Origin of the sequence: Paenibacillus sp. FSL E2-0190 (genome assembly GCF_037992965.1) — a bacterium.
Classification (GTDB): domain Bacteria; phylum Bacillota; class Bacilli; order Paenibacillales; family Paenibacillaceae; genus Paenibacillus_AQ; species Paenibacillus_AQ odorifer.
Genome location: NZ_CP150306.1, coordinates 4,545,251 through 4,568,756 on the forward strand (window position 1 = coordinate 4,545,251; position 23,506 = coordinate 4,568,756).

The following is a 23,506-nucleotide window of genomic DNA, read 5'->3' on the forward strand; positions in this document are numbered from 1 at the left end:
TCCCTCTCCCCTACTCAAACATTTGAAACACATAGTCGAAGCTGCCCTTCTCCGCCCCCAGCGTAATTTCCATCGTATAGATAAAAGCTCTTATCTTCTGGATGATTTCCTCAGGCTGCCACTTGAATATCCCTTCATCAAAAAGAAATTGAGAGGTAATCAATAGAAATTCCATCGTCTCCCGGGGATACGGATTGTGAAACAGTCCCTCCTCTATGCCCTGCTCAATGACCTCCGTCAAAACAGGAGTTAGCCGCAAAATGGTTTCCACCAAGCTTTTCTGGTGCAGCTGTGCATTATCAGCCTGATGGAACTGCTCAATCATTTGGCTTTTTCTGTCCGTATCCGGCTTTTGCGCCATAATGATTTGCAGCAGCTTTTCATGAACGGTCAGCTTAGGATCTGCAGCAATTTGCTTAGCAGCTGCTACACCAGCATCAATAAATCGCAGCACAACAGCATCCATGACCTCTTCCTTCGATTTAAAATAATAGTAGAAGGTTCCCTTCGCGATACCTATAGCCTGCAAGACATCATTCACTGTCGTTTTGGTATACCCTTTCGTAAAAAACAGCATTTCTGCTGTATCCAATATTTCATTTCTACGTTCTTCCGCTTCTTTGGAAATTCTCATCTGCAACGTCCTCCATTCTATCGACCGACCGTCGGTCTATTCCAATTATATACAAACATTAGATCCTGTCAAGATTAATCCGGCATCACAAAAAGAGAGAATTCCAAAAGCTACGTTATAGCAGCTGGAACTCCCTCGTTTTGGGATATACTGTTGGGTTTAACTGTTGAGTTTTAGTCTTACTGTTTACTGTTTGGTCTTATTGTTTATTGTTTGGTTTTACTGTTTGGTCTTACTGCTGCATCTTATTTTTAGCTTGCTCTTTGATCTGATCCATGGAGATACCTTTGCTCGCGTTGTAACACTAAACTACTAAACTTCGTTTGCTTGGATCACATTTGCACTTACGACGCAGCTTATCGGACACAGCTGACCTTATACGCTGCATTATCCCCCATTTGGATTCCTAACGGACCGCATAGCACCTATTGGCATCAAAAACACCACAAAAGACCGCTTCCTCAAGGAATAGCTGCACTGGAGTCCGAAAACCGGCTCAAAGGGCTATAAATTTGCAAATAGCGTCCTCTGGGTCCTTAAGCAACACGGGATAGGGATTCAATAGGTAATCAATAGGTAATCAATAGGTATTAATTACCTAAGTTCGGACTAAGTGGCTTCCGGCTGCAGATTTTGCCCCCAAACGGCTTCCCTGTATAGAATGCTGCTATTTCGCATGAGCTTCTGCAATCCCGTCTCAAATAGATTATCTAATCCGCCGGATTGTACTAATGAAAATTTGCTGCCCAAGGAATAGGCTATATAATAATCCGCCCAACTACTATAACGTTCTTGTAGCTGCCTTGCGGCTTCTATTTTGTATTCCCAGGCTTCTTCCTTCTTCAAATAATCCTCAACATAACCAATCCGGCTCAGATAAATTACCCAAGCTAATCCAAAAGCTGAAATGTCACCAGAAGGCAACTGATGTATACCTTGTGCAACAACCTTCAGATTAACAAAATCCTCATGATCCTTATGTGCCTCAAGATATTTACTGCGTGAGGTTTCGGAAAGTGTGGCTAATCGAGCATGTAAAGATCTATATTCTGCACGGTTGCCATCTTCTAGAAGCCAGCGAATCTGGCGATGAAAGGAGTTAGCATCCTCGATATTCCATCTTTCACAAGCATTTTTGATTAACCCTCTTTTGAAGAAGACATTACTGAAATCAAACTCATAAACCACATAGTATCTCCCTAAGAGACCACGTATGCAGGTAGAGGAAAGACAGCGGAAATACATTTCCAATCGTTTTCTTTGCTTAACATTGTATTCCTTCAGCATGTAGAGCCTCCTGATATTAGTTCGAGAATAGGTATGCTGTTTTGCAAATCTTCCTGATTTTCCATAGAAAAATAAGAATGAACACCGCATTGACAAGCGGGGGAAGCTCAGATACTGAAAAATAATATATGGTATATACCAAAATATAGAACCAGCTTAATTTCAGGAAAACCAATAGATAGAATAATATAGACCCTATAATGCTCTTTCCAATGCTTACGAGCGAAGAGATACGAAGACGTTGTGGATACATTTTTTTGTTCTTCAACATGAACTTATTCGCAAGGTAACGAAAATGAATGAACTCGTCCTTTTTAGGCTCATTAGTCTCCGTTTGTGTAAGAGCTTCCTCAATTTGAGAACATGCAATCTTACATTCCAGAATTAAACATTGCACATCTCTATTTCCAGCATCCTCTTGCAGCAAATATTCACAATCCTTCATCGCTTCCTCATAACGCTGCAAATAGTAGAGAAGCCGCCCTCTTAATAAGTAACCGTCTCTTTCGTTAGGCCACATAGTGGTTACTCGGTCCAAGCACACCAGCGCTTCCATATAATCAGCAGTATCCAGACAATTCTTAGCTCGCAATAATTGCAGATCCGGATCATTCTGAAACAGCTTATTTGCTTCGTCGAGCAGTTGACCCGCTTCAGTATGTTTATCCTCCATCAGCATGAATTGAGCGGATCGCCTCAGATTTAGATAGTGTTCTATGTCAAACTCAAGAGACTCCTGCAAAAGGAAACACTCATAACGCATTTCCATGCTTCCGTCGACCTGCCCTAGTATGTACTCAACTAACTTATTATCATAACGTTGAAGAAATATTTCCTTGTCCTCACGAAAATGAAAAAATGAATCCAAAGCCTCCCATACGGCATGAGGCAAATTTCGATACTGATCAAGGAACAACATAAGCTTATCCCTTAGCCGATCACGATGCTCTATACTCCACATGAAATCTTCATTCAAAAGTGAATGCCACGAAGCTTGTTGAATCCGCCGTGAGAAATCCGCATACAGTTCCCTAATTTGTCTGTCAAAAATATCTGCTGGCTGTTCTTGAAGATCAGCATCAAGTTGAATGGGAAGTGGGCGAAACAGCGCCCACTCGTTTTCATGCGGTATAGTAGTAGCCCCTTCTACTTCCTCCTCGGTGTCTTCCTCCGCAACTTCTTGTTCTTCCTCCTCGCTTTCTTCCTCCTCAACTTCATCTACTCGTATTACTTTTTCTGCTTGTATCACCATTTTTTCTATTTCTTTTGATATTGCTTCTGCTATTTCTTTCTTATCCTCACCTACCAATGAAGGGACAGTGCTTGCTATACGCTGCCCGGAGCGGGCCCATTTCACAGCTGTATCATAAGCTTCTCTAAGCTGCTGGTATCCTTCAGGGTCATCTTCGGGGTGATGCGATTTCAGTTTTTTGGCATAGGCCTTTTTGATGATAGCTAGTTCATCTGTGGGTTCAATCTCCAACATACTCCAGATTGTCATGTGAAGTATGACCACCCTTCAATTTCCGCCAATTGCTCATTGAAAGCTTGTGCCGCTTTTTCAATCACTTTCTCGTTCTGAGTATATAAAGCATCTTCGAATACTTTCAGACACTGTGCGATAAATTTCCGTTGGTCCCCAAGCACCTCTTCATATAAACGCTCACCTCTAGCAAGCAGAAGCCTGTTCTCGGTACGCTCACGCGGATGAATTTTGATACTCCGCAGTTCCAGTAAACGAGCTTCAATTTGCTTTTTCGTCATTGCACCAGCATTTTGCTCAATGATCATCTGATGCTTCTGACCTGTTGAAACGGTTGTAACCTCCACCTCAAGAATCCCATTCACATCATATGTATATCTGACATCTATACTTTCTTCTCCCCGAGGTGCTTGCGGAATCTGAAACTCCATTTCTCCCAGGAAAAGATTATTTTCAACGCGAGGACTCTCCCCCTGATACACATCCACACTTATGATCTTTTGATTATCTGCGGCTGTATATAGACGTTCTACCCGGCTAACAGGAATCGGAGTGTTACGTTCAATGATCGGAAAGTAATGTCCAGATGACGTTTGTCCGCTTGAACCTCTACGCAAAACACTGGTTCCTAATGTATAGGGGCAAACGTCCGTCAAAATCATTTCATCCAGCGCTTGATCACGCTGCTTCAGAGCTACCTGAACCGCAGCTCCCAGTGCGACGGTCTCATCTGGGCTGATATTCGCATAAGGCATTTTCCCGAACATACGGCTGATAATTTGCTTAATCAGAGGCATTTTAGTCGCACCCCCAATCATCACAATCCCATCCAGATCGGAAGGCTGCAGAGAAGCATCCCGCAATGCTCTTTCTATCGGCTGTCTTAGACGTATTAGTAACGGTTGTACCAATTGCTCAAGCTCTGAGCGTTCTATAGTCAGCACGTATTCTTCCTTCTTAATAACTATCCGCATAGTCGCAGCAGACTCTGTACCAAGAATTCGTTTACTCTGCTCAGCCTGCTTATACAACATCGACCTCGTTATTGGTGTTAACGATTCAGCGTCCAGCTTATTCTTTTGGATAAAATAGGCCACTAGTATCTCTGTGAAATCTTCCCCGCCAAGATAGTTATCACCGGCAATCGACTTAACATCCATTACCCCTTCGAAAAGCTCCAGGATTGACACATCAAAGGTTCCTCCACCCAAATCAAAAACAAGAAATGAAGTCTCCTGATTCTGATGCAGGCCATAAGCGAGTGCTGCCGCCGTAGGTTCACTAATAAGCCGCTCTACTTGTAAACCAGCCAGCTCAGCCGCTTTCTTAGTTGCTTTCCGCTGAACATCATTGAAATAAGCCGGAACACTGATTATAGCTTTCGTTACGGACTCACCTAGATGATTTTCCGCATCCTCTTTCAGTGACCGCAGAACAAAAGAAGATAACTCTTCAGGAGTAAAACTCATCGTACCTAGCGTGTATTTCTTTGCTGATCCCATAAAGCGCTTAAAAGTCGAGGCGGTTAACTGTGGATGTGTAATCAGTCTTTCCTGTGCGATTCTTCCAACCAATACTTCTCCCCCTGCATCTACACTAACAATCGAGGGTGTTACATGCTCCCCGAGTACATTGGGAATAATTACAGCCTGACTGCCGTCCCAATAAGCAGCAAGACTATAGGTCGTTCCTAAATCAATTCCGATTGTTCTCACTACTATCTCCACTCCTTTTATATACAATAATATACAAAGAAAAGAGTCCAAGAATCGAAATGTCACTAATTCAACATATTTACATCCAGAGCATAATAATGAAATTGCGCTTCTGCAAATAGACATAAAAAAGGTATCTCAAAAGCCACAATGGCTAATGGGATACCTTCATTTTTTGGCGTAGAATATTTTTCTGTACATCATCTATAAAAAACAGTCTCATTCGTTCTCTGGACGTCCTAACATCTGATCTATCTTCTCTTTTGCACCTTCCCATGAGGTCAATAATGGAAAAGCATATTGTTCACGGGCCCGCAAATTCCATGGATGCGGAATACAAAGCACTTTTCTTCCCTCCTGCAATGCCGGAACCAGGTTATGCACCCCGTCATCGATCAATAGATCGTAGTTAATAAGATTTTTTCGCTTACAGGTAAAGAAATTTTCAATCGGAATAAACGGCATATGCTTCTGCAGCCAGTTCCATTTTTCCACTACCGACTGGGGTTGGGCTGCCGTAACTATAATTACATCATAAGCGTTATGCAGCTTCTCCATTTCTCCTACGACATGTTCGTCAAACAGTTCAAGCTCTTCATACAGACCGGGCCGCCCATAGAAAATCTCTTGTGTACAATCCGGATGACGTAAATGATCCGTATTCCAATCAAGCATTTCCTCATACCGCAGCAGATGCGTGGGAAAATCATTATTATTATGGTATATGGCTCGCTTCACTAGATGGCAAATTGTATCATCCATATCTACTGCAATTATTGGCTTCCTCATCTGCGCCTCCATTATTTTTTTAGATTACACTTTAATTATATACAATGAAATTACGGTTTTCGTCGAGAGTTAATTAAAATCCCGGTTAATGTTTATTAAATGCTTCTACGCATTTTTGGCAGATACAAGCTTTCCCTCTCAGTTCTTCCGGGATCTGTTCTTGCAATTCGAGTGGAATTTCTGTATGGAAACACCAACAGTCACCGCCTTCAGCGCCACAACGATTCAATTCTTTACATAAAGGACAATGGCGTTCTTCAACCAGTATGTTCATCATATCCAAAATTTCTACTCCCCCAAAAATCACAAGCTATTTTTCTTTGGAAAACCATATCAAAATAAAATAAATCCAACAAATGACAAAACGTCAGTAAGTAAAACAAACAACTCCCCGAATAGGTTTCCGCCATAACCACTTCTGAAGATTCCAAGTTTAGTATAAGTTCAATTTCTCTATTATTCCTACACTTGTGAACTCGGTTCACTTGCATTAAGATAGTGAACATTACGAACTCAAATGGGAGAATAACAGATGAATGATAAGAAGATGAGCTTTTTAGATACCCTACATAGTGACTTACTTGCTACCATGGAAGAAGTATATAATCCTTGCAGGTTTGATTGCTCCGAACCAATTCTTGAACCGCAAAATGCGGAATACGGAGCATATATCTTTACCTTAAATGCGCTGGCCATTAGATTCCGGGTGGCTAAAATCACACCCACTAAAGTCGGGCAATTTGTGACACTATGGGAGCGAATTGGAGATCATCCCATCCAACCCTATGACATCTCAGATCCTGCTGATCTCTTCGTTATAAGTACACGAAATGGGAATCACTTTGGCCAATTTATTTTTCCAAAAGCTGTCCTAGGAGAACAAGATATTCTATCTGATAAAGGCGAAGGTGGAAAAAGAGCTTTTCGAGTCTACCCGCCTTGGGACAATCCCACGAGTCGCCAAGCTCAAAAAACGCAAACATGGCAGTCGGAATATTTCTTGGATATCCCTGCAAATAAACCCATAGACTACCTTCGTGCGCAAGCACTTTACGGTTTACCTGTAAATCTTACGGTCTGACCTATCTCCTCCACATGTTCCTTATCGCCCTGCAAAATAAAATAATAGTATACATCATCTCCTATTTTCACCGCTTCGGGATATTTAATTATAAGCGCCGCTTGATGATTCCATTCCTCCCCTTGGTCAGCAGAAGGCATAATCAACTTTGCCCTCTCTTCCTCTTTTAACCTCTCTAATGTCAGTTCAGTAATTTGCGGATTGGAGCCATAAGGCTTCAGCTGATGGGAGGCAACGATTTCAGCAACTTCATCTATTGATTGTCCCTCTCCAGACATAGCGGATAATTGAAAAAAACCATCCTCCCCCTGACCCTTCTTATCATCTGCTGAATCTACAACCCATTCCGTTGGATACTTCAAAGAGACTCCATAAGCATTGGAAGTAAAGGTTGCAAGCCCAGTTTGCGTAACCAGCATACCGATTACAGTACCTGCAAGTACAATAACCGCGATAACCAACACCCATAGCCACCGTTTTTTGTATACTCTTATTTTCACGATATCCCCCTAAATCAATAATTAGTTGACATGTACAATATTAGGAAATAAGATATAAACAAACATATGAGCAATCATTCATATGTATTAGTGAGGAGGAAATCATAATGAGCGATCTTAAAAACATCCTATCTCTACTTCTTTTCTGCATCTTCCTAATTTCTTATCTATTAAAGCTCCTTATACTTTACAAGAAAAACCACATTAAAGGAAACGTTCTGGCTAAAGGCGCTAAACTATCTAAGATCCATTATACCGAGCTATTGGTAAAAACCTCTACTTTTTTATGGGGCGCAGCATGGTTTGTTTTTTCCGTAGCAGAGTCCTTTCTGGTTACACTTGTAGGCAAAACGTTTGATATTCCTGTAATTCACTTTAGCGGTGTGGGTGTAGCTGCCCTCGGATGTTCCATTTTCATTCAAGCTATGATTGCTATGCGCACTTCATGGAGAGTTGGGATTGATAAGACTACTGTAACCAAACTCATCACACACGGTATTTATAAATATAGTAGAAACGCTGCATTTGTCGGGTTTGATCTCATGTTTTTGGGATTGTATCTGATGTACCCCAATCTGTTAACACTCCTAATATTCATTCTTAACATTGCCGCGATTCATTTACTAATTCTTCAAGAAGAGCAACATTTAAAGTCCGTATTCGGAGACGAATATATCCAATATGCCAATAATACACCCAGATATTTTTTATTTTAAAATCTTTTATCACAGCTCCGATAATTTATATTCGCTATATCATTTTACATTTTTTACAAGAAAAGAAAACATTCTCTTAATGTAACTACTATAATATGAGACTGTAAACATACATTAGGAGGGAAATTATGAAATCACCGAAAAAGTATGGCGTCAGAACAGCAATTATAGCAACAGCGGCAACTGCTCTTTTTGTATCCAGCATAGTCACTACAAATGCACCTAATCAAGCAGACGCAGCATCTTCGAACACAAGAAATGTAATTCTGTTTATTGGAGACGGAATGGGTGCTGCTCAGCGTGATGCCATCCGGCTTGCCACCGTAGGTGAAAAAGGAAATCTAGCAATGGATTCCATGCCATACGTTGGATTAATTCATACAAGCTCCACTGTCCCTGTTACAGATTCGGCTGCTTCTGCTTCTGCTTATGCCAGCGGTGTGAAGACTTATAATGGTGCTATCGGAATGGATGCCGATAAAAAAAGTGTTAAGACCATTATGGAATATGCTAAAGATGCCGGGAAATCAACTGGTGTCGTTACTACTAGTCAGATTACAGACGCGACTGGCGCCGCATTTGGTGCTCACGTTGAAGACCGCTCAAAGCAAAGTGATATCGCTCTTCAGCTTCTGACAAAGAGCAAGGTTGATGTTCTGCTCGGTGGGGGTGAGGATTTCTGGTACCCGGCAGGCAATCCCGGCAAATTCCCAGATGAACCCGCTGAAGATCCTTCAGAAAAAAGCAAAGGAACGCAAGGTAACCTTGTGGATAAAGCTAAACAATTGGGCTACACCTATGTAACGAACAAAGCGGATATGCAAAAAGCAAAAGACGGCAAGCTGCTTGGAATATTCGCAAACGAGGAAATGTTCCAGCAAAAGCCTGAGGGTGAAGGAGATATTTATAATCCGGTGGTATCGCTGCCCGAGATGACTAAGAAAGCTATAGATACGCTAGCAACAAATAAAAAGGGATTTTTCCTTATGGTGGAAGAAGAAGGCACTGACGAATTTGCACACCAAAACAACGCTAAAATGACGATTAAATCAGGTCAAGAACTGGACAAATCCGTGCAAGTAGCCAAAGACTTCGCCAAAAAGAATCCAGATACACTGGTTCTTGTTCTTGCCGACCATGAGACCGGCGGATTTTCTATTGAAGCAGTTGACGCAGATGATGAGTCCGGTGACGGCATATCCAAAGAAGACGGTCCTTTCGCCATCGCCAATTCCAAACACAATTTTGTAGTGGACTGGACGACCTCAGGCCATACTGCGGTTGATATTCCAATCACAGCTATGGGCAAAAATGCACAATTATTTACTGGAATCTACGAAAACACCGAAGTATTCACCAAGCTTATGCAAGCATCAGGTTTTAAAGCCAAAAAATAAAAGCAAATAATAAAAGACTAGCCAGATTTTTTTCTGGGTAGTCTTTTTTATTTTAAAATACAGTATTTACTTAGCATCTGTTCGCACAACAAAAAGGATATCCTTAGTCTGATCCGCCCATTTACCTGTCAGATGAAATCCTCTGATCGTTGCTCCAGGCTCATAATCTTTACTATTTGAACTCAAAAAGGCTGCCAGATTGACTCAAGTTTAAACGTTGCTTTTCGATCTGCGAATTAGTGGATGGTTTCACCAAGCTTTACATAAGGAATAGAAGCCGCAGAATCCTTCATTAGTGCTTGAAAAAGCGCACTCTCATCATCCAGTTCTATGCCCACCTCTCTGGAGAGGGGTTCAACTAATCTGATGTGAAATATTCGATTCCCAATATGATCAAACCCAAAATAAAGATGATGATACCAATCACAAGCGGAAAACCTAAAGCTAAACTATGAATCGATTTTACAAATATACCGTTAATTAACGATTACAGCGAGGTGTGTTTATAAAATTCTATTTTTATAGCTAATCCAACGGTTTCCTTATGCTTCTAATTTACGTGACAGCTCCTTAATTAACTCGATCTCTCGTAAAACCATACTTCGGGTGTAAAAATAGAGCTCCTCAGAGTAATCCATATCCTCACTATTGCCAACTACTTTGGATAACTGCTGTAAATGGTCCAGCTTTTCGTTCATATAAGTCTCTCTGTAATCAAGCAATCTTCTACGTGTCTCCTGATCCAATAGCTCATAATAAGCAAGACGAATAGACCATTCATTATCAATTCGAATAGTCTCCAGCGTAAATTCTGTTAAGCAGGTGTTAAACCGCTCCTCACCCTCAGTAGTTATAGAATATACATAACGTTTAGGCCGGCGTTCCTGAATTTCCGTTTTTTTGATTACCCATTTTCGCTTTTCAAATAATTTCAGCTTTGGATAAAGCGAGTTATTGTTTACGATTTTATCATTGCCCATTACAAAAATAATGTTTTTTTTAATTTCATAACCATGTTTGGCCCCTTTCATTAATTGGGCCAGAATCAAAACTTCAATATCCATAATCATCCTCCGGGCTTCCGGAATACGTATCCGGTTCATCATTTTCTTATATTACCTCAATTACTACATTCCTGCCAAATCACTCGTGATTTTTTGCACATACTTTCACCCTACCCTTTCGCTAATATAGGTTAAAATAACCTATTTATTTTTAACCTATATGTAGAGAGGAAGTTATCGTATGGAATTCACACATCTATTTAGCAAGGGCGCAATCGGAAATATGGAGCTTAGGAACCGGGTCATTTTACCAGCGATGGGCACGAAAATGAACGCGCCGGGTGGATACGTCAGTGATCGTCTGATTGATTACCATGTAGCACGAGCTAAAGGCGGCAACGGCTTAAATACTGTAGAAGTAACAACTATTCACCCAACGGCGGCCTCCGATGATGCTCCTGCCCTTTATGATGATAAATTCATTCCAGGTATGGCTCAATTAGCATTAGCTATTCGAGAGGCAGGAGGCAAAAGCTGTCTGCAGTTATGGCATGGAGGTAAAGTAACTCCCAACCTAATTCAGGTCTCCTCTTCACCTGTTCCGTTTGAAGGCGTGACTCATATACCACGTGAACTAGCGCATCATGAAGTCGGTGAGATGGTTCAAGCTTACGCAGATACAGCATTACGTGCGAAGAAAGCCGGATTTGACAGTGTGGAATTCCATGCGGGCCATGGTTATTTGCCCCAACAATTTCTAAGTCCTGCAATGAATTTTCGTCAGGATGAGTACGGCGGTTCTTGGGAGAATCGCTGCCGCTTCCCACTGTCTTGTATCCGGGCTATCCGGAAAGTGGTTGGACCTGGGTTCCCTATCTTGATGAGAATCTCTGCGATTGAGGATCTACCGGGCGGACTTACGCTGGAAGATATGAAGCTCTTCTCAAAGCTCGCTGAAGAAGCTGGAATTGATGCTGTTAATGTATCTCGTGGGGTCCCTGCTGGCGCTGCGATTAAATATGAAGTTCCGCCGATCGATTTACCTGTAGGCTTCAATGTAGATAACGCAGCACAAATTAAATCTGTGGTTAACATCCCTGTTATTGCCGTAGGCCGTATTAATGATCCAGCAATTGCAGACCGGATTATTGCGGAGGGTTTGGCTGATTTTGTAGCCATTGGGCGTGCGCAGCTGGCAGATCCGGAATTCTGCAATAAAGCTTTAGCCGGACGTGCAGACACGATCGTTAAATGTGTGGGTTGCGACCAAGGCTGCTTCGATGGATTCGTGAATCCTAATGTTCCATTTATCAGCTGTGTGTTTAATCCTGCAACCGGCCGTGAAAGTGAATATGAATTGCAGCAAACGGGTATCCCAAAAAAAGTACTTATTGCTGGTGGTGGCCCTGGCGGATTAGAAGCAGCTGTCACCCTGAAACGACGTGGGCATCATCCAATATTATGCGAAAAAAATGACATTCTGGGCGGACAGCTTTATATTGCCGGTGCCGCACCACGTAAAGAGGAAATGGCTGCAGCCGCTCTGAATATGGGAGAAACCGCTAAACGAGAAGGTGTAGACATTCGAATGAATACAGAGGTTACACCTGAATTAATCCAGGAAATTGCTCCAGATGAGGTCATTCTTGCAATCGGATCTTCTCCTGTTATTCCGCCTGTGGAAGGCATCGACAGTTCACATGTGGTCAATTCACATGATGTGTTATGGGGAACGGTTCATCCAGAAGGAAGAGTCGTTATTATCGGCGGTGGTTTAGTGGGGCTTGAGGTCGCAGAACTGCTTGTAGAGCGAGGACATCAAATCACTGTAGTTGAAATGCAAGCTGATGTTGCTAATGATCTAGGGCTTCTGCGGAAAATCTGTGTCATGGAAAGTCTATATGGACATGGCGTTGAATTAATGACCAACAGCAAATGTATGGCGATTCAAGGGGATAGCGTAATTGTTGAAAAAGACGGCGAACGTCACAGCCTACCTGCTGATTATGTAGTAATTGCTGTAGGTTCACGCGCCCTCAACAAACAAATCCTTCAGGATTTCTTGGAGGAAAGCTCCATCCCTTATCATGTAATTGGCGATGCGGTGCAAGCGCGTAGAGCGCTGAATGCGATTTGGGAAGGCGCTGAATTAGCTAGACGAATCTAATTAAGCTAACTATATGCTTCATGAAAATAACCCGGCAGCTCCGCCCTGCCGGGTTATTTTTTACTCAGAGTGCATTCGTGAGCGGCTATTCGGTAATCGGTATCCATTTAACCCTTCACCCTTCACCCTTCACCCATTATGCCGTTCGGACTCAGGAGACGCTATTGAGCTAAAAATAGCCTTTTTACGAATCTATCAGACCCAGATGCCGCTATTCCGCAAAAATAGGGGTCAAAAGAGGTGCTGCGACGGGAATAACTGCATTGGAGTCCGAAAAGCTCAGCAAATCAGCATTTAGGTGCTAATAAGTGCAACGGTGTCCGTTAGCGAGAGAGATGCGCACAAAAGTATGGTAAGAAAGATGAAAATGGTGAGAATGTCGAGAATGATGAGATTGGTGAGAATAGTGAAATACTCATCTCAATGAACCACTCACATTCATTTTGATTATTGGCAGCCCAATAAATGCCGCATATCGCTCAGCTTCTTTAAGTACCAACTTTTCCGTATCGCCCAGCTCGGCAAAAGGATGGATCATAATCTCAATCCCCTTGGTCTTTAGGGTTCTTTTCCATGTACCCACAACCTGACCCTCCACAACAATCGTTGGAAGAAAAACACCATTATTCCCCGGAACTATCAAAGGAGCAACGTTGGGCTCTAGAACGGCACTTCGGTCTTTATAACCCAGAATGTACTCATCAAAACCCGGAAGCAGATGAACGCCCGAGTCCTCAGCAGCTGGCTCTAGCCGATGAGCAGACATCCAATACTCACTGCCATCAATAACCTCTGATTGCAGTTGACTTTTGGCCGCTTCCAGACCTCTTCTAGCATCGGTAAGGGTTATGCCTGCCCACCAAGCAAAATCCTGAACAGTTGCAAAACCATGTCCAGTGAAATATCTCCGAGCGAGTTCATACAATGATTCATCGTAAGAAAGTTCTCGAAACTGTGGCACCCATTCCTCTAACAAAACAATCGTTTGCTGCTTACCATTCATCGGTCCGAAACAAATCAACCCTTGGTACGCAACATTCCACAACATATGATAACCACGCTGGTTCCCTGTGTGAATACCTTCTTCTTCTATAAGCTGAAGTAGAAGTGCACGATCTAGCTGCTTTCCACCTTGTAAAGCATTAACTATAATATGTCTACAACGTTCTAGTGTCTGATCATCTAGCCCAAGCTCTGCATTCCGCCGCTTTGTTTGTCCCGCTAAACGCGGCACAGATAGCTGATGCATCCACTTTACATCTTCCGGTGGGACAAAATGAAGCGTACCTCGCAGCGTCCAATTCAGAATCATCTTACGATCAGCGATAGCACGCTCTATATCAGCTAAATTCGAAGATGGAGTACGTAACCCGATCGCCCACATCGCCTGCATGTAATCCTGCGCCTGTACTGCCCCTAATTCTTTAACGACCTGTTCAGGCTTGATTAGCTTGTAATCAACGATCTTCTGGTTATATAGACGTTGCGCAGCTATCATTTTATTCGTCACACTTCGCCTCCTTAAGTGATCCTTCTCAAACCATCGTCTAACCTTATTGGAATAATTTTAATATAATTTTTTCCAATCTCATAGTTTTTCTTATTTCTTAGCTGTGGCCCGTCTTACGGCTGGTGCGACTACCGATCCCAACAAATCAATGATTTGCTCAACCTGAGCATAAGGTAAACCACCAATATCAATCTGAGCCAGAAAACGATTGTGTCCGTACAGCTCATGTTGATAAAGGATTTTTTCAATAACCTGTTGTGGGCTGCCTACGAGCAGCGCATTTCTCACACTCATGGCTTCAGCAAATTGGTCTTTAGGGTACGCTGATCCACGAAGCTCTTTCATCATGTGATTTAAATATGGGTAATAGTTACGGAATGCTTGCTGTGAATCTTTATCGATATATAAAAGGGTGGTTGTACCCACCGGCAGCTCTGCCGGATTAAAACCTGATTGTGCGGCAACCTGACGATACATATTCACAGAGGTCTTGAACGCTGAAGCAGGTCCACCTAGAACAGCCAGCATCATCGGGATGCCCATTCTTCCTGCCTTAACTGCACTTGCCGGAGGTCCACCAACCGCTCGCCAGATAGGCAGTTTACCATTCAGAGGCTTCGGAAAAATCTCCATATCATTCAGAGCAGGACGGAATTGCCCTTCCCAGGTAATTCTTTTTTCGTTATTTATTTTCATAAGCAATTCAATCTTCTCTTCGAACAATTCTTCATAATCCCTCACGTCATATCCGAACAGTTCATAAGCTCCTAATCGTGATCCACGTCCAGCAACAATTTCTGCTCTGCCTTCGGATAACAAATCCAATGTCGAAAATTCTTCATGTACACGTACAGGATCCGCTGTGCTCAATACAGTCGCTGAACTGATAAGTTTGATTCGTTCCGTTGCGTTTGCTATAGCTCCAAGTACGACCGATGCTGCTGAAGTAATAAATTTCGGCTGATGACTCTCCCCCACTCCAAATACATCTAATCCAGCATCCTCTGCTAATTTGGCGGCAGCAATGATCTCTTGAATCCGTTGTCGTTCACTGATTGGTTTACCTGTTAAGGCATCTGCAACATGATCACCTAAAGTGTATAAACCTATTTCTAAACCCTTATTCTCGTCGATTCTATATTGTTCCATCATGATGATGTCCTACTTTCTTCGCTGTATTATTGGATAGGATGAAGCTTTGATGCAATCTCTTCCCGGCGTTCTTCCAGAAAAGAAGGCAAGGTCAAATTCTCGCCCAATGTGTCAAAAGATTCATCAATCTCAAACCCTGGACCATCTGTAGCAAGCTCGAAAAGAATATGGTTCGGATCACGGAAATACAAGGAATGGAAGTAATAACGATCAATGACCCCTGTGTTCTTGAACCCTGCAGCTGTGATTTTAGCAGCCCATGCGGTTAATTCTTCCAGATCCTTCACTCTTATAGCCACATGATGGATACTCCCTCTTCCCGGTCTTTCCCGGTCTTGATCATTAACTTCTTTGAGCTGAAGTTCAGTGTACAAGCCGCCTTTAGCTGTTTCATAAATATCCACCATTACCTTCGGGTCACCCATGGATGGCACTCTACGAACTTGTGTATAGCCTAAAATATCCTCCAAAACAGCCTTTGTACGGCTAGCCTCACGAACAGTCAATTCAACGGGACCCAATCCAACAATGGCATATTGTGGTGGAATATCATCAGTAATCCAAGGTTCTACCAGCTGAGTCACATTATCTTTTTCTGCGGACACCAGATGAACCGTTAATTCATCACTATCCTGAAAAGTAAGCGAATTGCGCTCCTCTATACTTACGATAGCTTCATGAGCGACTTCAAATGTATCTAATCTGCTAGCCCAATATACTAAAGCCTCATCGCTAGGAACGAGAAGAGAGATTGCAGAAATACTGTTCGTTCCTTTCCGGGTCTGGCCTGCATTTGGCATTTCAAAAAAGGATACCTCGGTGCCTGGAGCGCCATTAGAGTTGCCATAGAATAAATGGTACATGGTTGGATCGTCCTGATTTACGGTTTTTTTGACAAGTCTTAGTCCCAGTACTTCTGTATAAAACCATAGGTTTTGTTTAGCGTCTTTAGTAATCATTGATACATGATGTTGTCCGGTTATTTGTGGTTGGCTCATTTTAATTTCCTCCTAATATAATTATGGTTTACTAGTAAACTGATGCTGAAAAAAGGAAGCTTTATTCAGAATAAAGCTTTTACAATACTACTGAACTCCTCGTGGAATTCGATTCTCATTCAGGCTATGGCGGTGAATCTTCTTAAGCATGCTGTAAAATACTTTCTTCTCGTCGTCCGTCAGTGGATCGAATAACGAAGCTTGGAAATCCGATTGCAAAGGAAGCACCTTCTCGATAAGCGCCTGGCCCTTTTCAGTTAAAGAAATATACTTCACCTTCCAATCCTGCTTGCGTTCAATCCATCCTTCTTTTTCTAATCTGCCAAGCATATGTGATACTCCACCTTTAGTAATGGTTAAATGCTCGGCAATATCCATTTGTGTCACAGGCTGATGTAATAGTATTTGTACTAACGCATCAAACTGGCTGACCGTTAAATCAAACTGCTTCAAGAACTCATTGGAAAGATCGTTACTATTGTCATAAACTCTTACCAGCCGCAGCCAGATCAATAAGCTTAGTTTGTTGTCTTCAGTGAATCCATTGTCTCGCATTATGCCACATCCATTACTTTGGAATTGGATCTATTTGATTATCAGTTTACTAGTAATCTGATATGAAGTCAAGTTTCGTATTAACTTAAGAAATAGAGAAGCACAGATAAACCATTACTAAACATGTGCGCGCCTATAGGCACTAATATATTTTTTCTTTTCTCATATAGGTAGGCAAAGATTAATCCAGCAGCCATATAGGAGAAGATATTCCACATTTCGTTATAGTTACTCTGGAACACCACGGCTCTATAGACATGTTGAAAGCCAAATAAAAAGGAGGATATCAGATAAGCCAGAAGACGACTCTTCCTGCGGATCGTTCTATAAATGGTAACCCGATATACTAATTCTTCAATCAAGGGGCCAATCCATACCACGTTCACTGTAAAAATAAATGGATACGAGGACAACATTGCCCGTAAATCCACCTCATTAACAGACTTTGTAATAGGATGAAAAATGGAAATTAGTGTGGGGATTAACATACTTCCGATGATAATAATCAAACAAAGTCCCCAAACCATCCATAACATATTACGGACCCAGTATTGTCTGAAATCATAAATAGCTTGTTTATAGAATCCCCTAAAACCTATAATCACTCCTATGTAGATCAGACTATTCAACAGTAAGGCCATTCGATTTTGTTGTTCTGGCTGCCAAATAAAAACATGGTTGAGAATCCCCATAACCGGCCTGATCAAGAGAATAGAGAACAACCCTAAAAAGTACATTACTGCTAATATAACGCCTAAGATCAATTGCCTTTTACTTAATTTTTCATCAATCATTATAATCTATTCCCCCAAGTAAAATTGTTAATAGACTGAATATCAACCATTTTAGCATTGGGAAATTTCATATGACTTAATGTAATCTTACATAGACCTTAAATTTGCCGGTTCAGCTCAATTATAATTTCAAACTGGTTATCTTGCGTATTCAGCTGAACAGTCCCTCCATGAGCAGCTATTATTTTTTGAACAATGAGTAACCCTAATCCAGAACCTGCCGGGTTCAAGGCTGATGGTTGGCCGTAATTAATAAAAGTAAGCTTGGCTCCATCATTCACCTTTTCCAGCACAGCTTGAAACGTAGAACCTTGCTCCTGATAAGCGATGGCATTATAAAGCAGGTTTGAGAATACTCGATTCATTCTTTTTTTATCAAACTGTAGAATTATTTCTTCTGGCTCGATTACAAAATCAGGGATCATACCCGCAGCCTCAAGCTCGGGCAACATATGTATCATTTCTTCTCTCAAATATTCTGAGAAATCATCTGTTGTAACATCCAAGCGGAATTCGGGACTTTCCATTCTCGATAATTCAAACAAATCCTGAATCAATACATTGGCACGGATACTATTTTCGTATATTATTTTGGCAAATTCCAAATGTTCTATCCGACCGCTCCCCTGTTCTTTTAGTTCAAGCTCTGCGTAACCCATAATACTTGTTAATGGATTTTTTAAATCATGGGATATATCCAATATTAGATTTTTTCGATTGTTTTCACTCTGTTCTTTTAACGAGGTCTGGATCTGAATCACTTCTGCCATATGATTAAAAGCCTGCTCCAGTTGACTAAACTCCCGATTCCCGCCTACCTGCACTCTTACTGAATAATCCCCATTCTTAACCTTTTTAACAGCAGCGGACAACTGGTCTAAGGGTTTAATGAAACTAACCGCCGTAATTCTCGCATAAATCATCGTGCTTAGAATCAGAATCAACAAATAACCTAACCCAATAAACCCAAGCATTTGAAGGGTATGATCCTGCATAGGTGAATCTGAATTCCAATGGAAACTGCCTGTCATTTTCACTTGTATAGGTAAAGAGACGATCAGCCAAAATTGTTCATGCTCATTATATTCAACAGTGATCATATCTTTGTTAGCGCCAGTATTCATTAGAAAATCCGTAAATTCTTTGACACTAATCTGCTTGGACGTAAATGGATTGTTGCCAATGGAGTGTATGACTTCGTAATTGGAATTTACAACCTGTAAACTGCCCCCGACATCATTAACAACACTAGTGTCAATTCTTTGATAGTCATTTTGCATAAGCTTAGCAGCCGTTAACTGATTATAAATAATGTCCTTAGATCCCAGCCTGTTCATGCAAAACAAAGCAACAATCACCAATATCGTTATAACCGTTGTTATAAGAAAGATCGCGATATAGTTTTTTAACAATTGATAGGATATATTTTGTTTTCTCATCTTATTTACCTGGGTTGTAGAATTTGTAACCTAGTCCACGCACTGTAACGATATATTCGGGATGGTGCGGGTCCCGTTCGATCTTATTCCTTAGACGGCTGATGGTAACCATAATCGTATTATTATCACTATAGTAATCTTCTTCCCACGCCGCTGCATATAACTTTTTGGGCGTAAAAATTTGATTAGGACTCTGCATCAGACATTGTAACACCTTATATTCCTTGGCATTTAGAAGAACTGGACTTTCATTTATGTACAACATACATTCCTTTAAATTCAGCTTCAATTCTCTATGTTGGATTGTTTCTTCAGTTATCGATTGGCTAAGATCGTATACATTTCTTCGTCTCAGCTGCGCCTCAACCCTAGCCACAAGCTCTGAAGCACTAAATGGCTTCACCATATAATCGTCTGCTCCAAGGCCTAAGCCCACTATCTTATCAATTTCTTCACCGCGGGCAGTTAACAAGATAACCGGAATATGGCTTTTCTCTCTTATCCGTCGCAGCAGATTAAGCCCATCAAGCCTGGGCATTACAATATCCAGAATGGCAAGATTTATTTCATGTTGATTAACAACCTCTAAAGCCTCAATGCCATCCTTGGCTTCGAATACTCGATAGGATCGATCTTCTAAATGTATTTTCACTAGTTTTCTTATATCAGTTTCATCTTCAGCAATCAGTATATTCATCGCTTAATTCCCCTAACTATTCTCAAATAGCTGAGTCTTTTCACTCAGTATAACTTGCCAATACCACTTCGGTATATAAAGCCTAAAGAATACATCTGGAACATCATGATTAAAATACCAATGGATCACCATAATCAAATCTATTAAAATCAACAATTCCAAGTTCCTCGACTTCGTAATGATCATACTCCCGTTTTTTCTGATCATAATGGGAAATCTCCGCCGTTCTCAACAATAACTCTCAGCCCTTATGAACCGGTTCAACTACCTCCCATGTAGAAGCATTCGGGGTGTCACTAAAAAATGGAATCATTTCACGACCTCCTTTTAATCAAACTGCTTCACAAAATAGATAAATTTTCTTATTTATTTCTCAGAAGATTATTTTATTCAATTGATGTTGGAACAACAATAGTGTATGATGCATAGTATAGATCGAATACTGTATGACACATAGTAAGTATAAACGACTTCGACGTCCTCTTAAGGACAGCAAGCGTTTAAACCAAAAATATAAGAACAATTTATAAGAGATTATAAATTCTTATATTTTAAATAATGAGGTGGGTGAATGAGTACTTTATTAAATACTTTAATCACAGAGCTTAGAAGAGGTACGTTAACGCTAGCCGTTTTAAGTCAATTACGAACGCCCCAGTATGGATATTCGCTCGTTCAATTGTTGGAGGAATCCAGCATCATCATCGATCAAAGCACCCTATATCCATTACTTCGCCGATTAGAGAAACAGGAATTAGTGACGAGCAGCTGGGACACATCCGAGAGCAGACCCCGTAAGTATTATGTTCTAAGTGACTATGGCGTAGAGATTTTTTTACAGCTAAAGGAAGAATGGCTTAAGAATTCGAAAGAACTCTACGGCCTATTACAAGGGGAGGATGACCATGAAGCTGATTGAGATTTACATTCATGAAGTTACTCGGAGGTTACCAGAACAAAATCGGGAAGACATCGCATTAGAATTACGATCAACCATCGAGGATATGTTACCGGATGATTATGACGAAAAAGAGGTAAAAGCCGTCCTTGCAAAATTGGGCAATCCAGCTATTTTAGCTAGTGAGTACCGCGATCAGCCCATGTATCTCATCGGCCCACGCTATTTTGATTTATATGTTACGTTATTAAAAATGATTATACCCATCGCTGTAGTTGTTTCTTTAATCGCTCTGGTTGCTGATTACTTGATTGGCTACAGCGGCGATAAAACAGTTGCGGATATTGTTACTGCAGTTATAAGTACAGGAATTGGAACCTTTCTTGAAGTAGGCATCCAAGTCTTTTTCTGGATAACTGTTGTGTTCGCTATTATCGAACGGGCGGATAAAGGAAAGGAAGGTCATCCTCTTACTACAAAATTAAGGAAATGGACTCCTGATGATTTGAAGGATATCGCGCTTGTCCATAAGAAAAAAGCAATTACAAGCTTCGAAGTGTTCGGAAGTTTACTGTGGACTGCCATTTGGGCTACTGTTTATTTTAATGCTGAACACCTGATCAGAGTCTATAGAGGCGGTGAAGGCGCACTTAACTTCGTAGCCCCAGCTTTTAATCAGCATGTATTACTTGATTATTGGCCAATTATTCTTATTGTGATCGGATTAGAAGTCGCGTTAACTATATATAAATTAATCAAGAGACAATGGACTAGAGAATTAGCATTATGTAATACGGTCCTTGAGCTCATTGTACTTATTGTATTCGCTGTTATCCTTATAAATCCGAGTGTATTCAACCAAGAATTTATTAATTACATGTCTAATTTATTAAACACTACAGCTAACCAATTTGAAACGGGACTAGTAGGTGGAGGAATAGCAATCTTGATTTTAGTCGCGGTCCTCAATATATATGAGGGCTTCCGCAAGGCTCGCCTTTAGTATTCACAGAACGGCGATTCTCCTGTTATTTGGAGAATCGCCGCTTTGTATTCTGATTCGTTGAATGCCTGCTTCAAATGCTTCAACAACTTCAACATTGTCACCCCCCTCTGAGAGTTGCGGACCCAGATGACGTTATTTGCACATTTTCTGCCTTTGGAACAGGGCTTCGGACTCCAATGACGCTATTCCCTAGAATCAGCTCCATATCGGGGGTGTTTCAAGGCAATAGCGGCTATGCAGTCCGTTGGCATCCCAAAAGTGCGATATTTCTGGGTTTAGAGTCATCTGTGTCCGATAGGTGTTTCGTATGTGCAAATGTTAGCAAGGTATATGTAAAAAAAAGGAGTTGTCTCAGCAGCCATTCAGGGCATATGGGACAACTCCTTCTGATTTAATTAAATAGTTCAAGCTCGATAACCGTATCCATCTCATCAGGTAACATCGCGCCTTTTAATGTAATAAAAGCTCCACCGTCAACATCCGAATATTCCTCAGCCATCCACGGCACCTCCACCTTTAGCTCGGTACCATCACGTAGTAATCTTGCCTTTTTAATCTTCCCTTTCAGACCTTGGAAATAGATCGGGCCAATTCCACGGTCGTAGACATGCGCATACAATTTATTGCCCTTTTGCGTATAACGTCCCCACTCTGGCTTAGGTAGCAAAGACTTCCCGCATCCATAAATACTATCTCCATTAAGGCGCATCCACTCCCCAACTTCGTCAAGGATAACCAGTGATTCCCGCGTCATTTCACCTTTGGCATCTGGTCCAACATTGAGGAGCAGGTTACCATTCTTACTGATACATTCGACCATCGTACGGATGACTTGCTTGGTCGATTTATAATTCTTATCCTCGGAATGATAACCCCAGTTGTCATTCAGGGTAATGCAGGCTTCCCAAGGGATGGATTGGCCGTTTACGTCAACAATGCCGCCAGGCGGAATGATCTGCTCGGGGGAGAAGAAATCTCCAGCATACTCCTCAGGTTCTGCCGCACGAATATTGCCACCTAATCGATTGTCGATAATAATATCAGGTTGTATGGAACGAATCATCCGGATAAGCTCCGTAGCCTTCCACTTCTCCCCTGTCATATTATCGTAGGAGAAGTCAAACCACATAATGTCGATTTTACCGTAATTGGTGAGCAGTTCCTTTACTTGCCCATGCATATACTCCAAGTATCTATCGAAATCAATCGGCTTATCTTTGACCGCTTCGTTATCCCGATCAGGATGTGCCTTATCTCCATAACCGGGATAATCCTCATGGTGCCAGTCTATGATAGAGTAATATAGACCAACTGCAATACCTTCAGCACGGAAAGCGTCTACATATTCCCGCACTAGATCACGCCCAGCGGGCGTATTAGTCGCTTTGAAATCAGTCAGCTTACTATCGAACAGGCAGAACCCGTCATGATGTTTGGTCGTAAGCACAGCATATTTCTGACCCGCAGCTTTGGCTGCACTTGCCCATTTCTTCGGGTCATATCGAGAGGCGTCAAATTCATCGAAATACCTCATGTAATGCTCTCTACTCATCCGCTCGTTGCCGCGTATCCATTCCCCTCTAGCAGGAATTGAATATAATCCCCAATGGATAAACATCCCGAACCTATCCTGTAAGAACCATTTCGTTCTTTCTTCTCTTGTACCCATCTCTCCAACTCCTCC

22 protein-coding genes are annotated in these 23,506 nt (G+C 41.6%); 6 read left to right on the forward strand and 16 right to left on the reverse strand.

The window, feature by feature from the left end; translation table 11 throughout:
* Positions 1–10: 10 nt before the first annotated feature.
* The 6 genes from NST25_RS20085 to NST25_RS20110 form a co-directional block, all read right to left on the reverse strand.
* A complete protein-coding gene (locus tag NST25_RS20085) occupies positions 11–634 on the reverse strand; it encodes a TetR/AcrR family transcriptional regulator (protein WP_076129871.1) in 624 nt (207 codons plus the stop codon).
* A gap of 609 nt (positions 635–1,243) precedes the next feature.
* Positions 1,244–1,921: a DUF1266 domain-containing protein gene (locus NST25_RS20090; RefSeq protein ID WP_051491590.1), complete on the reverse strand. Its 678-nt coding sequence runs from the start codon at positions 1,919–1,921 to the stop codon at positions 1,244–1,246.
* Positions 1,922–1,937: 16 nt separating this feature from the next.
* Positions 1,938–3,422 carry a J domain-containing protein gene (locus NST25_RS20095; RefSeq protein ID WP_340392344.1) on the reverse strand — a complete coding sequence of 495 codons (1,485 nt, stop codon included), beginning with the start codon at positions 3,420–3,422 and terminating at the stop codon, positions 1,938–1,940.
* Positions 3,419–5,119, reverse strand: a complete 1,701-nt coding sequence (locus tag NST25_RS20100; RefSeq protein WP_340392345.1) for a molecular chaperone HscC — start codon at positions 5,117–5,119, stop codon at positions 3,419–3,421. The genes NST25_RS20095 and NST25_RS20100 overlap by 4 nt, the downstream gene beginning before the upstream one ends.
* Positions 5,120–5,338: 219 nt before the next feature.
* A complete protein-coding gene (locus NST25_RS20105; RefSeq protein ID WP_076129874.1) occupies positions 5,339–5,908 on the reverse strand; it encodes a hypothetical protein in 570 nt (189 codons plus the stop codon).
* Between the two features lie 85 nt (positions 5,909–5,993).
* The gene (locus NST25_RS20110) at positions 5,994–6,185 is read right to left on the reverse strand and encodes a cysteine-rich CWC family protein (RefSeq protein WP_076129911.1); all 192 of its coding nucleotides are present in this window, start codon (positions 6,183–6,185) and stop codon (positions 5,994–5,996) included.
* 255 nt (positions 6,186–6,440) lie between these two features.
* Here NST25_RS20110 and NST25_RS20115 point away from each other — a divergent pair, with 255 nt between their 5' ends.
* Positions 6,441–6,989, forward strand: coding sequence for a MepB family protein (locus NST25_RS20115; protein WP_340392347.1), 549 nt, complete (start codon positions 6,441–6,443; stop codon positions 6,987–6,989).
* On the opposite strand, the gene NST25_RS20120 is transcribed toward NST25_RS20115, so the two are convergent.
* On the reverse strand, positions 6,959–7,489 hold the full coding sequence (locus NST25_RS20120) for a hypothetical protein (protein WP_340392350.1): 531 nt from the start codon (positions 7,487–7,489) through the stop codon (positions 6,959–6,961). The genes NST25_RS20115 and NST25_RS20120 overlap by 31 nt on opposite strands.
* 107 nt (positions 7,490–7,596) lie before the next feature.
* Here NST25_RS20120 and NST25_RS20125 point away from each other — a divergent pair, with 107 nt between their 5' ends.
* Together NST25_RS20125 and NST25_RS20130 are read left to right on the forward strand one after the other, a co-directional pair.
* A complete protein-coding gene (locus NST25_RS20125; protein WP_076183090.1) occupies positions 7,597–8,205 on the forward strand; it encodes an isoprenylcysteine carboxylmethyltransferase family protein in 609 nt (202 codons plus the stop codon).
* A 128-nt stretch (positions 8,206–8,333) separates the two neighbouring features.
* Entirely contained in the window at positions 8,334–9,602 is a 1,269-nt protein-coding gene (locus tag NST25_RS20130; RefSeq protein ID WP_248548534.1) for an alkaline phosphatase, read from the forward strand.
* 542 nt (positions 9,603–10,144) lie between these two features.
* On the opposite strand, the gene NST25_RS20135 is transcribed toward NST25_RS20130, so the two are convergent.
* The gene (locus NST25_RS20135; protein ID WP_036688994.1) at positions 10,145–10,666 is read right to left on the reverse strand and encodes a PadR family transcriptional regulator; all 522 of its coding nucleotides are present in this window, start codon (positions 10,664–10,666) and stop codon (positions 10,145–10,147) included.
* Between the two features lie 181 nt (positions 10,667–10,847).
* Here NST25_RS20135 and NST25_RS20140 point away from each other — a divergent pair, with 181 nt between their 5' ends.
* Positions 10,848–12,773: an FAD-dependent oxidoreductase gene (locus NST25_RS20140; RefSeq protein WP_339244149.1), complete on the forward strand. Its 1,926-nt coding sequence runs from the start codon at positions 10,848–10,850 to the stop codon at positions 12,771–12,773.
* Positions 12,774–13,188: 415 nt separating this feature from the next.
* Here the strand turns inward: NST25_RS20140 and NST25_RS20145 are convergent, their stop codons facing one another.
* The 7 genes from NST25_RS20145 to NST25_RS20175 all read right to left on the reverse strand — a co-directional run bounded on the left by NST25_RS20145 (position 13,189) and on the right by NST25_RS20175 (position 19,918).
* Positions 13,189–14,283 carry a winged helix DNA-binding domain-containing protein gene (locus NST25_RS20145; RefSeq protein ID WP_340392353.1) on the reverse strand — a complete coding sequence of 365 codons (1,095 nt, stop codon included), beginning with the start codon at positions 14,281–14,283 and terminating at the stop codon, positions 13,189–13,191.
* A 90-nt stretch (positions 14,284–14,373) separates the two neighbouring features.
* Positions 14,374–15,435 carry an LLM class flavin-dependent oxidoreductase gene (locus tag NST25_RS20150; protein WP_340392354.1) on the reverse strand — a complete coding sequence of 354 codons (1,062 nt, stop codon included), beginning with the start codon at positions 15,433–15,435 and terminating at the stop codon, positions 14,374–14,376.
* A 26-nt stretch (positions 15,436–15,461) separates the two neighbouring features.
* Entirely contained in the window at positions 15,462–16,433 is a 972-nt protein-coding gene (locus NST25_RS20155) for a ring-cleaving dioxygenase (protein ID WP_076190569.1), read from the reverse strand.
* Positions 16,434–16,520: 87 nt separating this feature from the next.
* On the reverse strand, positions 16,521–16,988 hold the full coding sequence (locus NST25_RS20160) for a MarR family transcriptional regulator (RefSeq protein WP_076129882.1): 468 nt from the start codon (positions 16,986–16,988) through the stop codon (positions 16,521–16,523).
* A gap of 80 nt (positions 16,989–17,068) precedes the next feature.
* Positions 17,069–17,782, reverse strand: a complete 714-nt coding sequence (locus NST25_RS20165; RefSeq protein WP_340392356.1) for a type II CAAX endopeptidase family protein — start codon at positions 17,780–17,782, stop codon at positions 17,069–17,071.
* A 98-nt stretch (positions 17,783–17,880) separates the two neighbouring features.
* Positions 17,881–19,221 (reverse strand): HAMP domain-containing sensor histidine kinase, encoded by a 1,341-nt coding sequence (locus tag NST25_RS20170; protein ID WP_076183110.1) that lies wholly within the window; start codon positions 19,219–19,221, stop codon positions 17,881–17,883.
* Position 19,222: 1 nt separating this feature from the next.
* Complete coding sequence (locus NST25_RS20175) at positions 19,223–19,918, reverse strand: response regulator transcription factor (RefSeq protein WP_340392358.1); 696 nt, start codon at positions 19,916–19,918, stop codon at positions 19,223–19,225.
* 571 nt (positions 19,919–20,489) lie between these two features.
* Here NST25_RS20175 and NST25_RS20180 point away from each other — a divergent pair.
* Positions 20,490–20,837: a PadR family transcriptional regulator gene (locus tag NST25_RS20180; RefSeq protein WP_076301754.1), complete on the forward strand. Its 348-nt coding sequence runs from the start codon at positions 20,490–20,492 to the stop codon at positions 20,835–20,837.
* The gene (locus NST25_RS20185) at positions 20,824–21,819 is read left to right on the forward strand and encodes a hypothetical protein (protein ID WP_076129887.1); all 996 of its coding nucleotides are present in this window, start codon (positions 20,824–20,826) and stop codon (positions 21,817–21,819) included. The genes NST25_RS20180 and NST25_RS20185 overlap by 14 nt, the downstream gene beginning before the upstream one ends.
* Before the next feature lie 394 nt (positions 21,820–22,213).
* Here NST25_RS20185 and NST25_RS20190 read toward each other — a convergent pair whose 3' ends face one another.
* Positions 22,214–23,491, reverse strand: a complete 1,278-nt coding sequence (locus NST25_RS20190) for an alpha-L-fucosidase (protein WP_076301800.1) — start codon at positions 23,489–23,491, stop codon at positions 22,214–22,216.
* Positions 23,492–23,506 lie beyond the last annotated feature (15 nt).